The sequence below is a fragment of the Polynucleobacter sp. IMCC30063 genome, assembly GCF_021395235.1.
GTDB lineage: Bacteria > Pseudomonadota > Gammaproteobacteria > Burkholderiales > Burkholderiaceae > Polynucleobacter.
In genome coordinates this window covers 1-13488 of record NZ_JAJVCQ010000009.1, presented here as the reverse complement: position 1 = coordinate 13488, position 13488 = coordinate 1, and the positions used below count along the sequence as shown (strand labels likewise).

Genomic DNA, 13488 nt, shown 5'->3' with positions numbered 1-13488 from the left:
GCAATCGTAACCATGGTTGATGGCAAGATAGTTCGGATCCCAGCTTCTGAGCTCATTAAAAAGCGCCAGCCTGGCGTCTAAGTACCGTTGGCCGCGAGTTCGACTTTGAGCAAAGCGAAAAGCGGTGCACACTAACTTTGTGTAGCAAAGTTATGTGGAAGCCAATCCCGCCCGACCCACCATATAGGATAGGGCTTTGCGGGCCGTTTCATAATCCTAGCCTGGAACAATTTCCACTAATCCGCTGTTTTACCCATCAATCCCATATAGATCTTGGCGTTCAAGCTGATTAGCTCTTTGCACACTAGGTGTTTTCTTGTGAGTAATGGGTTCGACTCTGTGGGGGAGATTGAAAATCTTGGTAAGGCTACCAGAACTTGAACCTGGGACCAAAAAGCACCAAATAATCTAGCTTTCACTCTACACTTGCACCAGTAGCCTTAACAATGATTCCCCAGCGATCATATTCAGATTTTATGAACTTAGTAAATTCTTCGATAGAACTCGGGTGAGGTATCGCTCCAATTGTTTTTAATTTTTCATTAAATTCAGATGAATTAACAATCTTAGTAATCGCTTGATTTAAGCGTACTCGCTCAGTCATTGGCGTACCTACCGGAGCACAAACTCCAACCCAAGCAGCAACTTCAAAACCAGGAAACCCTGATTCACTAATTGTAGGCACATCTGGAAACATCGGCAAACGTTTGAGGGATGCTGCAGCTAAGATATTGAGCTTTTTAGCATCAATCAATTGCTTGGTCGCACTTACAGAGTCCATTCCAACTTGCACTTGCCCTGAAACAAGATCAGCCATAGCACGCGCACTGCCTTGGTAAGGAATATGGGACATTTCAAGGCCTGCACGCTTTTTCAAATCTTGCATACCCAAATGTGAAACAGTGCCATTGCCAGATGAAGAATACATAACAGTATCTGGATTTGCTTTTACATAAGCAATAAATTCAGTAAATGTCTTAGGTTTAAAGTCTGCATTGGCAACTAATACTACTGGTATATCAGCGACCAAGGCCACCGGCGCAATGTCTCGAAATGTGTCATATGGCACACTTTTATACAAATGAGGGTTAATTGCATAAGATGCAAGTGCAGAAAAGGAAATGACACTTCCATCTGCTGGAGACTTAGCAAGAATACCCAAAGCAATGCTTCCGCCCTGTCCAGGTTTATTTTCTACAATTACCGGTCTATTGATTTCCTTTGATAATTGTTGAGCAAGTACGCGTGCTATTAGATCAGTAGCTTGCCCTGGCGGAAAACCAACTAGCATCTGGATTGGCCGGATATTCGATTGCGCAAAACTACTTGAAATCGAAAAATAAATAAAAATTAAATTTAGTAAAGTTATTAAAATTTTATTATTTAAATTCATCATTCTGTTTTGCCTTATAAAATTAGTTAAAGCGGCTCATACTTTAATGTTTACTTAAATTTTTGCCAGAAAATCTACTATTACGTGATTAATAAAATTTGCGGCCTCTTTATCAGCACCAGCCGCAGATCGATGTCCATAAATTGAGGGAATTTCAATAAATTGCGCGCTAGGGATTATCGCTGCTGCTGCTTGCGCACATTCTGATGGGTTATACAGATCCAAAGGGGGTGCGAGCACCAATGTTGGTGCGGCAATTGATGCCAACGCTGCATTGGTATTTCCACCAAATCTGGCAATTCCCCCCAAATCATGTGCATCGTAAGCGCGTGTTTGGGCTAACCAATCAAAGGGGTCTGGGCTACTTTCTAAAAATTGATTCTCAAGTTCAGTAATGTGCCCTAATAAATCATCTTGAGAGGGGAAATTTTCAATTCTTGCAGGGGTTAATGGTGTTATGAGTTGAGTTAATACTGGCCATAGCTGCTTAGCATCTTCTAGTGACCGAGCACGAGTACATGCCTTATCAATAAAAAGTGCGCGCCGAGATAACTCATTGACTAATTGAGACCAGCGCGATGTGCGGGCCATGGGAGTCATAGCTATCACACTATTCACAAAATCGGGGTAACTTACCGCCCACTGAAGAGCCTGCATACCGCCCATTGAAGCGCCAATTACACAATGTAATTGCGTTATCTCTAAAAGCTGAAGAAGGCAATATTGACTCTGCACCATATCTCGAATAGTGATAGCAGGAAATAAAGCGCCCGACTGCAAGAGGCTATTTGACGGAGAATTTGAAAGACCATTGCCAAGCGCATCGATCACAATGATATGTAAACGCGATGGATCCAGTGCCTTACCTTCACCGATAAGAAAATCAAGACGGTGATGTGAGCTGCCAATAGCGCAACAAGCAAGTACTGTGTTATTTCCTTCTGCGTTGCGAGACCCATGTTCGACCCAAGTAAGGTGGCAATCAAGCAAGGCTTTACCAGACTCAAGCACTAAATCACCAATCGAACATTCTTGATGTTCACGGTCAATCCAACCAGCTAAAAATGGAGGATGGCGCATTAGCTTAGTTCAAGAACAGCACGAATTACTTCTCCGCGTTTCATCGCATCAAACCCTTCATTAATCTTATCTAGTGGTAAGCGCAATGAAATCAGTTCGTCTAATTTCAAATGACCATCTAGATACAGCTTGGCAAGCCATGGGAAATCGCGTTGTGGCCTTGCTCCGCCATACGAGGATCGAACAATTCGTTTTTCTCCCATCATTGACCCAAATCGAATGCTAACTTTACGATTTTGCTCAGTTTTACCAAGAATGACAAGCTGTCCTCCGGGGCGGGTAATTTCAAATGCAAGTTGTAGGGCACTCTCAGCACCGGCTGCCTCAAATACAGCATCAGCACCCCTTCCTGCCGTTAAATTTTTTACCTCATCAATTGTTAGATCTCCTGCAATAACTAAGTGGGTTGCGCCAAAATTTTCTGCTATTTCAAGGCGCGCTGGATCTTGGTCAATCGCAATAATACGTTCTGCACCCGCAATCTTCCCACCTTGAATTGCATTGAGACCAACTGCTCCGCATCCAATAACAGCAATGGAATCTCCCGCTTGAGTTTTAGCCTTACGTACGACAGCCCCTACGCCCGTCATCACACTACAGCCTATTAAACAGGCGCGATCAAACGGAATTCCCTTGGGCACAACAATAGCTCCAGAATTCGGAACGACTGAATATTGGGCATGCGAAGAAACAGTACCAAAGTGATATAGCGTTTCAGAACCTAATCGTAACCGCGAACTACCATCAAGCATCTTGCCACGCGGCTGTTCGCGCGTGAATGGCTCGCATAGTATTGGCTCATTACGATCACAGTAAAAACAATTCCCACAATGCGGGTTCCAAGAGGCAATGACATGATCTCCTGGTTTAATATTTGTTACATCTTTTCCAACTTCCTCAACAATGCCAGACCCCTCGTGTCCAAGTACGATTGGAAGTGGATAAGTAAGACTGCCCTGCATTACCTCAAGATCAGTATGGCACAGACCACTAGCGTAATTGCGTATAAGAACATCATCAGGTGCCAAAGAAATAAGCTCAACTTCCTCAATCTCTAAAGGCTCTGAAATTTTCTTTAAAATTGCCGCCTTAAATCGCATCTAAGCTCTAAGTGTTTTCTTGGTTGCGCCATCAAGAAGAACTGCAACTTTACGATCAACAGCGTCAGCATGTGCGGCTACTGCTGCGGCGTCCATATCCTTTAATGGCCTAGGTTCAAGATCAAAGTTTCCATCTAAATCAACGCCTCTACATAGCATTGCCGAATCACGCTGCTTAGTCTGGCGTACATGTGTTGGTATATAGCGAATGGCAAATCCTATACGGCGATTTAGCGAATTATTGGGTGCTGACCCATGGACTAATTTGATGTGATGTAATGACATTTCGCCAGGCTCAAGCATTAAATTAGCGGCCTTTGATTCATCCACCTCAACAGCAATTTCTTGTCCACGCGTTAACATATTATTTTCATCAAATGTATCAATATGGGGAATGTGAGACTCTAAATGCGTTCCTGGCATCACCTTCATACAGCCACTTTGTAGATTACTATCCGTAAGCGCAACCCAAGCAGTAACCACATCATCTGGCTCAAGCCCCCAATATGCTGCATCTTGATGCCAAGATACAAAACCTGGGCTCATCGGTTCTTTAATAAAAAAATTAGATGTCCAACAGAGAATATTAGGGCCAATAATATCCTCTACCGCATTCAAAATTTTTGGATGATGGACCAAACTATCGGCCCAAGTAAATAATAGGTGTGACTTAACTCGCATCCTACCTTGTAGTGGTGCTCCAGATAACTGCTCATAAGCCTCTAGTTGCTGGCGATAGGAGCTCGCTTCTTGGAGAGTTATTACTCTCACAGGAGCGTAATAACCTGTTCGCTTATAAAAATCAAGGGTCTCTTTAGAGAGTGCATTAAGCATCAAAAACTCCTATTGGGTAAGAGGGATATTTGCTGTTGTTATTACCTTTTTCCAAAAATCAACCTCTTTTCGGGTATGCACAGATAAGGCATCAGGGCCTCGTTGTTCTGGTTTTACGAGGACATATCCCTGCTCAATCAACTTTCCCACAAACACACCATCAGACATAGCCTCGTTAAACTGTGCAAGAAGCCAATTTATCTGCGCTCGATCAGTACCTTTTGGGGCGTAAATACCGTACCATGTCGAGGCCTCAAATCCAGAGATGCCAGATTCGTTTAAAGTCGGTGCTAATGGCATTAGCGTCAAACGCTCGCGAGAAGTAACTGCTGTTGCAGTTACACGCTCACCACGAACCTGAGGTAAAGCAGTATTTGATTGATCAAACATACAGTCAACCTGTCCACTCATAATATCGGTTAGCGCTTGAGAATTTCCTTTATAAGCCACGTGCGTAACATCAGTTTTCAAAGAACTTGCAAACAATGCTGCTACCAGATGTCCGGTTGACCCAACCCCCGCATTAGCAATATTAACTTTTCCAGGATTGGCTCTTGCATAATCCATTAAAGTCTTAATATTGGAAAGTCGATTTTCCCGTCCACAGATTAATACCATCGGCGTATCAGGAAAGCGAGCAACAGCGTCAAAATCTTTTACTGGATCATAGGCAAGCTGTTTATATAACCCTGGCGCTGCAGCCATATATCCGAGATGTCCCACCAGAAAAGTATAGCCATCAGATTTTGACTTTGCTACCTTAGCCGAACCAACCGTTCCTCCTGCACCAGGAATGTTTTCAATCACAATTGGCTGTTTTGCACCTCTTGACATGCGCTCTGCAAAATTTCGCGCAAGTGTATCAGTTGCGCCGCCTGCTGCAAATGGCACAACAAAGGTAATCGGACGTTCGGGATACTGAGCCATCACCGCAATAGGCATAAGAATGAGTAATATGGCAATGAGTTTAATTTTCATAAATGGCCTAAAAAAATAGTTCGCTACTTGAACTACTGTCAATTTAGCACCAAAACCAAGTTTTATCGGTAGTTTTTCTCACCCGTTTAAAACAGTTCGAATCCCAAACTAGTCACCAATTTGACCAATAAATCCATTACACACTTCATTGCACACCCTATTTTAACGCTTGTAAGCTATTGAATTTACAGTCGTTTTAGGTGGAACAATATTCTTTTAATCCGTTGGTCGTGGGTTCGAATCCCGCCCGACCCACCAAATAAAAATGGTCCGTACCGGACACATGCTTTACGTCCGGTACCGACCACATGGTTTACACGCCGATAAAGCCCATCTTCGTACTTTCATTCCACGGCATAGAGTGGTCCCTCCTATGCCAAAAACTGTAAAGTATGTGTCCGGTATAAAGTGTTAACTATGTGTCGAGTCGTACATGAAGGGATTATTTACCCTGGAATATTGGCCGTCTTTTTTCAAAGTGGGCAAGAATACCTTCTTGATAATCTTCTGTAGATTCAAGTGGTCGCCTTATAGCTTGATCGACTCTTACAGCTTCATCGTATGGGAGATCAATCCCAGAGTTCATTGATTTTTTTAAACCAGCTAAACCCAGGGGGCTAGTTAATTCAATTCCTGATACGTATTCTAAAGCAGCACTCATTAAATGATCACTAGAAACAATTTGATGAATCAAACCTAGCTTTAATGCATCTTGTGCATTCAACTTTTGTGCAGTAAAGAAGAATTCTTTAGCCCTAGCTTCCCCAATAATTCGAGGTAACATAACAGCTCCACCACCACTTGGGTATCCACCCAAGGTCATTTCAGGCCAACCAAAACGAGAATGATCACTCGCAACCCTTAAGTCACAGTAGATTGCCAACTCAAGGCCTCCACCAAGACACCACCCATTAATTGCAGCGATGACCGGCAAAGTAGAGTTTCTGATCGCAGTATTTAAATCAAAAAGTAATCGGCTTTGAGCCCATTTTTGGTCAGAGTCCATAGACCGCCTTTCCTTTAAATCCATCCCCGTACTAAAAGCCCTGTCACCAATGCCTGTGATAACAATGGCTCGAATGCTTTTATCATTCTCAGCGGATAAGATAGAGCTATGCAAATCTTGGGCTAATTGGCCTGATATTGCATTCATTACTTCAGGGCGGTTGATTGTCAACACTAATGCTGATCCACTTTTATTTTGAATTAAAGAATTCACAATTCATCCAATCTCTAGTCTATCTAATTCTTATTAAGTCACATACATCTAAATAGGGCTCTAGCAAAAATATTATCTAAAGTCCTAAAGCACAATACCCCAATCTCTTAAGACCTTTTCACCATCAGAGCCAATGTCACCAATAGCTCTCTCAACCTCAATATTGATAGATGAAAACTTCATGGGGCAAGCAAGCAAAGGCCATTCAACACCCTTCATATTCTTGCCGTGACTAATTAATTTTCTTGCCAAAGTCTGTTCACTCTCAGCAGCCCGTCTAATTGAGCATATTTCTACTGATTCAATATTCATTTTTAATAGTAATTGTGAGAATAGATAAATCGGGTATTTATCACTTTCATCAAGCAGGGATTGAGCTTTTGTACTATTGGAATGCCCACACAATAAAAATCCATTACTGCATTGCACTATCTCATACTTAGCTGAATGGGTAACATAATTCCATGCAGTTTGAGTTAGCCATGCTCCAGACATTTGCATCGACAAATCCATGTGCTGACCAACGCCAAATTTATCTCGGTACTCCAATGCCCCAAGTACAGAGACCAGGCCCAGCTGCCCTCCAGTCAAATCTGCTGCCGAAACCCCGGACTTATAAGGGATCCCATTATCACTTGATGTTAAAAACATCATGCCAGCCATCCCTTGGATAGTGGTATCCATTGCAGCAATATTAGCGAGCTTTGACCTTGCACCAAAACCAGTAATTGAGCAGTGGACTAATCTAGGATTAAGCTCTGATAACATTTGATCATCAAATCCAAATTTACCTAAGGATCCTGATTTTAAATTCTCAATGAAGATATCGGCTTTTTTAATTAAATCACTAAATGTTGATTTGCCTGATTCAGTAGCTAAATCAATAACTATCGTCGACTTATCAGAATTACCTAGAGTAAAAAAATATCCTTGACCATCTTTATGAGGGGGGAGTGGACGACATAAATCCCCCTTTGGAGGCTCAACTTTGACGACATATGCGCCCAAGGCGCCTAATTGTCTTCCAATTAGCGGCGCCGTCGTATAGTTTCCCATTTCCAAAACAAAAATATCAGCCATTGGTTTTAATGAGCTAATTTGAGTATTATCTGATTTTTTAACATTCTGGGGCACCAGCTCCCTAACAAAGACACGATCCTGGTCAATTTTCGGGATTACTTTAGCTGACAAACCCTTACTTACAGAACCATGAAAAAGGGTTCCAGGTACAAGAGCCATAAGACCACTAATCGGATCTTTGAGATTTTCAAAAAAATCATAGGTTGCCAATGATTCGTCATTAAATAGATCTTTAAGAGAATAAACTTGCCCACATGAAACTTTAGCGTTAGAAAATTTTTTCAACGCTTTTGCTGAAGATATTGAGCTTATCCAACCTCCAACAATCTCGTCTATAAGCTTAATATTTTTAACCCTATCCGATGGTGTTGCGAATAATTTATTCAAAATTAATTCTGGTGAGTTAAATTCTCTACACACCCTTGACCATTCATCATTAGAGCCTGCGCATAATAGAACCCAGCCATCATTTGTTGGGTATAAATTCCAAGGAGCCATTGACGGGTGTTGATTGCCAATTCTTTTAGGGTTACCACCTGATAAATAAGCAGGCAAAAAGCTTGCAGTTGATAAAAAAGCAATGTCATACATTGCAATTTCAACGCGTTGTGGAATCTTAGAATTCTGATAAAGGCGTTTTGCAGCCAATATTGCTGATGCCGCATAAATCCCAGAAGAAAATTCAATTAGTGGATACTTAATGAGAATTGGAAGGTCATCTAATGCACCTGTACTATCAAGCACGCCCGACAGCGCTTGAATAGCCTGATCTGAATAAGGTTTATTCGCAAGCGGCCCTGACGACCCAAACGCAGTAATGTCGCACTTGACCGGATATACAGATTCCAATGAGCAGCATAAATCATAAAAATGCGGTTCGATATCGCTTGAGTAAATTAAAACGTTTGCAGCACGAATTAAATTCGATAAATAAAGATGATCTTCTTTTGAGTCCTCGTTAAATTTAAAACTCTTTTTGCCCGCTAAAAAACTTTCTCTATAAGTAAACTTTGTATCAAAACTAACTATTGACTCCAAGCCTTCCACGACAATAACGGTTGCCCCTAATTGCGCAAGAATACTTCCACAAGCCCCAACGGCAACTCGTGATCCCAATTCAACGACCAGGCAATCCCTTATAAAAGGCGTACTTGTCATATTTAAGTCAGACATTATTTGGGTTGATCTATACCTAATTCCTTTGCCAATACGGACCAAAATTTCAACTCTTTTGCATAGTACGCACTCATATCTTTTGAACTACCGCTTATAGTTTCGACCCCTTGTTTTTTAAAGTTTTCTTGAATCTCTGCAGACTTCAATACAGTATTAATGTCAGCATTGATTTTATTTACAAGCTCTTGGGGCATTTTTGGTGGTCCCATGATTCCAATCCAATAATCTGAGCTAAGCCCCTTGAAACCATCTTCTGATATGGATGGGATATTTGGCAGGATTGGTGACCTCTTTTCACTAAAAAAAACAATCGGCTTCAACTTACCGCTCTTTACGAATTGCTCTTGGGAAGCTACGCCCGACAGGATCCCTATCAAATGATTTCCCATAATGTCAGTGATCGCAGCTCCACCACTTTTATATGGAATATGATTAAGTTGGATACCAGCTTTTTTGGCAAAATATTCCATTAGAAGATTTTGAGATGATCCCGCACCCACAGTTCCATAGCTAAATTGATTGGGCGTATTTTTGGCAAATAGAATTAGTTCCTTCAAATTATTTGCCTTAAAAGATGGATTTACTGACAATAAATTTGGCGCTGCACCCACCATCGCTATCGAAGTAAAGTCACCAACTGGGTCGTATGGCAATTTTCTGCCAGATGCTGCATTTGTCGCATTTGTACTATTTGCAACCAATAAGGTGTATCCATCGGGAGCAGATTTAGCCACCATTTCGGAGGCGATAATAGTATCTCCACCCGGTTTATTCTCAACTACTACGGAAGTGCCCCAAATCTCTGATAAACCTTGCGCAACTGCTCTGCCGATGAGATCAGTACTTCCACCGGGTCCATAGCCAACAATAAGCTTAACTGTTTTTTTGGGAAAATTCTCATTTGTACTTTGGGCTAAAGCATTGAAAGAAAGTATTCCTAGAAATAATACTGTGACTATTTTCAAACATCTGTTTTTCATGATCGAACTCCTTTAATTATTGACCTCATCCATCAAATTAGAGGTAACTATTTTTTTCGATACGGTCTAAAGTTAGCTTTTCTCTTTTCAATAAATGCTGAAGTACCTTCTTTAAATTCTTCGGAACCTGTATGCAAAGAAAGCATTTCAAATCCTGAGAACATATTTCCCCATAAATTTTGATCTGACTCCTGATTTAGAGAAGTTTTAGCCATTCTTAGTGATTCAGGACTTTTCTCTAAAATTTCTCCACACCACTGTTTAACCGTAGGATATAGATCGCTCATCGGAACGACGTGGTTAATTAGGCCCATAGCCAGCGCTTCTTGGGCAGAGTATTGCCTGCACATGAATAAAATTTCCCTTGCTTTTTTCTCCCCCACAAGGCGAGCCATCATCTGGGTAGCTCCAGCTACTGGAACACTGCTAATGCGGGCGCCTGTTTGCCCAAATTTAGCATGGTCTGCAGCAATAGTTAAATCACACATTACATGTAATTCATGTCCAGCCCCTACTGCATATCCATTAACTGCAGCAATGACAGGTTTTCCACAAGTGCGAATTGCTATCGCAAGATGTGAAAATAGCCGCATATGATTTCTACAATCGTTAGATGATCTGGCATTTAATGCCTTTAAATTTCCGCCTGAGGAAAATGACTTTTCACCGGCACCAGTAAATACGATCACACCAACTTCAGGATCTTCAGCGCTGTCGGTAACAGCATGAAGCATTTCTTTAATGGTTAATCCAACGATTGAGTTATATGTTTCTGGTCGATTAATCGTGATCCAACCAATGCCCTCTTTTTTTTCGTAAATAATATCTTCATAGTTCATGAAAAAACTCCCTCCATTTTTTGAAATTTTTATAAGTAAATTAAAACTAGATTACCCCAGTTCACCCTACCATTGCATACCCACCATTTACACTTAAGATCTGACCAGTAATATGTCTAGCAGGCTCTGAGGCTAGGTAAACAACTGTATTTGCCACATCCTCGGGCTCACCGATTCTACGTAATGCGTACATTTTTTTTACTTTTTCCTCTCGCTCGGCTACCTTCTCTTCGCCGATTTTCTGCTTGAGTAATTCAATTCTCTCTTGCCTCATTGGGGCATTTGTTGCGCCTGGAGAAACTGCATTAACATTGATATTATTTCTACCAACCTCTTTAGCAAGGGACTTTGTAAAGGAGAGAATTGCCCCTTTTGCAGCTGAATAATTACACTCACGCTCTTGGCCAACACGCGCTGCATCGGTACCGATATTAATGATTTTTCCAAAAGAATTCTGGATCATTGATGGCAAGAAAATTCTGCAGCAATTCATGGTTCCGAATACAGCAACTCGGAACTCTAGTTCACAATCTAATGGATCGGTATCTACAAAAAAGGTATGCGTTTTACGTACTGCCGCATTATTGACTAACACCTCGATACTTTTAAATTCTGCAAACACTTTTTTTGACATTTCTAAAACAGAAGATAGACTTGAGATGTCACATACTATTGGAAGTGCTCGAACTCCCTGGTTTGAGACTAAGTTAGCGGTTTCCTCTGCGCCCTCGAGATTTGTATCGTTAACCACAATATTTGCACCCTCTTGAGCAAACGCCATTGCAATACTTCTGCCAATTCCCCGTCCCGCTCCTGTTACCAATACGCTCTTTCCTTCTAGCTGAAGATCCATACCCCTCCCAAGGAACAATGTAGATTTATCAAGTCTGAGCTATATAAATTACAATATCAATATCTATAATATGAACTTAAGTTCAATTTTTATGAATCTAAAACAATTTAGATATTTCTGCGAAACAGTTGAGTCAAGAAGCGGAAAAATTGCTGCCCAAAAGCTATTTATAGCTCCAACAGCTATTAGTATGCAAATCTCCCAACTTGAAGAGGCTCTTGGTGGCCAATTATTGAATCGTGGCAGTCGACCGATGGATCTGACGCCTCTAGGTAAATTCTTTTATCCAAGAATAAAAGAATTTCTCAATAACCTAGATAAGCTAACAGAAGAGACTAAGGAAATTGCAAAAGGAAATAAGGGGTGGCTTAGTGTTGGTTTTGTCCGATCAACTATTTTCTCAATAATACCTAATTCAGTGCGAGAATTTCGAGAAGATCACCCTGATATCAAAATAGATTTAGTAGAGCTTCTTTCGGATCATCAAATTGAAAACATTAGAAAGGGCTTAATCCACATTGGTCTAATAAGGCACATTGGTAATTTTGAAAAGGAAGATGATATTGATTATTTATTGCTAATTCGTGACCCTCTAATTGCTGCAATCCCAAAAACACATTACCTTGCAAAAAATACTGTCTTATCTGCATCAGACTTCAACGAGATGCCCTTCATCAGTTACCCAAATGATCCTGCAAGCAACTTCTCAAGGATAGTCATTAACTTACTCAAAGAGCATGGTCAGATACCAATTCTCAGACATAATGCTCAGGAAATCCATACTGCTTTAGGTTTAGTCGGCTCTGGATTGGGTGCTACTATAGTAGGAAAATCTGCAATGCAGAATAATCGAGCAGATGTAAAATTTATTCCTATTGAAAACTTTAATACTTATTCAGATATTTACCTAATCTCCAAAAAGCAGAATGAGAACATTTTGGTTGAATATTTTAAAAAAATTATCATAGCTCAATCAACTTCTCACAAGTAATTCAAAAATATTAAATCTCAATTAACCAGAGTTCGAATCCCAATTCGGCCACCAATTTGACCAATAAATCCATTACACACTTCATTGCACACCGCATTTTGACGCTTCTAAACCATTGAATTAATTAAGTTTTTAGGTGGAACAATACTCTTTTAATCCGTTGGTCGTGGGTTCGAATCCCGCCCGACCCACCAAATAAAAATGGCCCTTTCTGGGGCTATTTTTATTTGATATGTTGTGTTGGATGAGAACCTTGGTTCGACTTTGAGCAAAGCGAAAAGCGGTGGACACTAACTTTGTGTAGCAAAGTTATGTGGAAGCCAATCCCGCCCGACCCACCAAGCCTCTAGAGTAGATCTAGGGGCTTTTTTATTTTCCAAATTATTAAGCATGGACTGTAATTCTCATGCCTAAGGCGCCAAGAACCTTGGATACAGTATCAAAACGGGGTTTTGTATTCGGCTTGAGTGCTTTATACAGAGCCTCTCTAGTAATGCCACTAGATTTAGAAATCTCCGCCATGCCTTTTGCCCTAGCGATATGCCCCAAGGCAGTTGCCAATTCGGCATCATCACCATCACTAATGACTTGATTTAAATACTCAGTCATCGCACGCTTACTTTTCAGATGGCGAGTCATGTCAAATTCAGCTAAACCACTGACTTTTATTTTCTTTTCTATTTTTACGGTTTTCATTTAATCCTCCAATAGCTTGGCTAATTTTTTTACTACTTTAATATCATTCGATTGACTAGACTTATCCCCGCCACCCAGCATCACAATAATCGTTTTTCCCCTCACCACGTAATACATACGCCAACCTGGTCCAAACTTTTCCCGCATTTCATAAACGCCATCAGTCAAAGCCTTAACATTACGCTTTATCAATGCCGATCTCATTGCCGCTGGCCTAGCGCCCTTTGACCCTGAATCCATTTCATTCAAAGCAGCTCGGTTGATGTTAA

The 13488-nt window shown here is 41.0% G+C and carries 13 protein-coding genes; 1 reads left to right on the top strand and 12 read right to left on the bottom strand.

Annotation, left to right across the window (positions count from 1 at the left end; genetic code table 11):
* Positions 1 to 415: 415 nt before the first annotated feature.
* From LZG75_RS12220 to LZG75_RS12175, 10 genes are all read right to left on the bottom strand, one after another.
* Entirely contained in the window at positions 416 to 1396 is a 981-nt protein-coding gene (locus LZG75_RS12220) for a tripartite tricarboxylate transporter substrate binding protein (RefSeq protein WP_233937695.1), read from the bottom strand.
* A 51-nt stretch (positions 1397 to 1447) separates the two neighbouring features.
* The gene (locus LZG75_RS12215) at positions 1448 to 2473 is read right to left on the bottom strand and encodes an alpha/beta fold hydrolase (protein ID WP_233937694.1); all 1026 of its coding nucleotides are present in this window, start codon (positions 2471 to 2473) and stop codon (positions 1448 to 1450) included.
* Complete coding sequence (locus tag LZG75_RS12210) at positions 2473 to 3573, bottom strand: Zn-dependent alcohol dehydrogenase (protein ID WP_233937693.1); 1101 nt, start codon at positions 3571 to 3573, stop codon at positions 2473 to 2475. Before LZG75_RS12210 ends, LZG75_RS12215 begins: the two co-directional genes overlap by 1 nt.
* Positions 3574 to 4407 (bottom strand): phytanoyl-CoA dioxygenase family protein, encoded by an 834-nt coding sequence (locus LZG75_RS12205; protein WP_233937692.1) that lies wholly within the window; start codon positions 4405 to 4407, stop codon positions 3574 to 3576.
* A gap of 9 nt (positions 4408 to 4416) precedes the next feature.
* A complete protein-coding gene (locus LZG75_RS12200; RefSeq protein ID WP_233937691.1) occupies positions 4417 to 5385 on the bottom strand; it encodes a tripartite tricarboxylate transporter substrate binding protein in 969 nt (322 codons plus the stop codon).
* A gap of 442 nt (positions 5386 to 5827) precedes the next feature.
* Positions 5828 to 6604, bottom strand: coding sequence for an enoyl-CoA hydratase/isomerase family protein (locus tag LZG75_RS12195; protein WP_233937690.1), 777 nt, complete (start codon positions 6602 to 6604; stop codon positions 5828 to 5830).
* 84 nt (positions 6605 to 6688) lie between these two features.
* Positions 6689 to 8857, bottom strand: a complete 2169-nt coding sequence (locus LZG75_RS12190; RefSeq protein WP_233937689.1) for a CoA transferase — start codon at positions 8855 to 8857, stop codon at positions 6689 to 6691.
* Positions 8857 to 9840: a tripartite tricarboxylate transporter substrate binding protein gene (locus LZG75_RS12185; protein ID WP_233937688.1), complete on the bottom strand. Its 984-nt coding sequence runs from the start codon at positions 9838 to 9840 to the stop codon at positions 8857 to 8859. The genes LZG75_RS12190 and LZG75_RS12185 overlap by 1 nt, the downstream gene beginning before the upstream one ends.
* Before the next feature lie 47 nt (positions 9841 to 9887).
* A complete protein-coding gene (locus tag LZG75_RS12180) occupies positions 9888 to 10679 on the bottom strand; it encodes an enoyl-CoA hydratase-related protein (RefSeq protein WP_233937687.1) in 792 nt (263 codons plus the stop codon).
* A 61-nt stretch (positions 10680 to 10740) separates the two neighbouring features.
* Entirely contained in the window at positions 10741 to 11532 is a 792-nt protein-coding gene (locus tag LZG75_RS12175; RefSeq protein WP_233937686.1) for an SDR family NAD(P)-dependent oxidoreductase, read from the bottom strand.
* A 91-nt stretch (positions 11533 to 11623) separates the two neighbouring features.
* Here LZG75_RS12175 and LZG75_RS12170 point away from each other — a divergent pair, with 91 nt between their 5' ends.
* Positions 11624 to 12523, top strand: coding sequence for a LysR family transcriptional regulator (locus tag LZG75_RS12170; RefSeq protein WP_233937685.1), 900 nt, complete (start codon positions 11624 to 11626; stop codon positions 12521 to 12523).
* Between the two features lie 384 nt (positions 12524 to 12907).
* Here LZG75_RS12170 and LZG75_RS12165 read toward each other — a convergent pair whose 3' ends face one another.
* Both LZG75_RS12165 and LZG75_RS12160 read right to left on the bottom strand, forming a co-directional pair.
* Positions 12908 to 13219 carry an addiction module antidote protein gene (locus tag LZG75_RS12165; protein WP_233937684.1) on the bottom strand — a complete coding sequence of 104 codons (312 nt, stop codon included), beginning with the start codon at positions 13217 to 13219 and terminating at the stop codon, positions 12908 to 12910.
* Entirely contained in the window at positions 13220 to 13459 is a 240-nt protein-coding gene (locus LZG75_RS12160; RefSeq protein WP_233937607.1) for a type II toxin-antitoxin system RelE/ParE family toxin, read from the bottom strand.
* Positions 13460 to 13488: the final 29 nt, after the last annotated feature.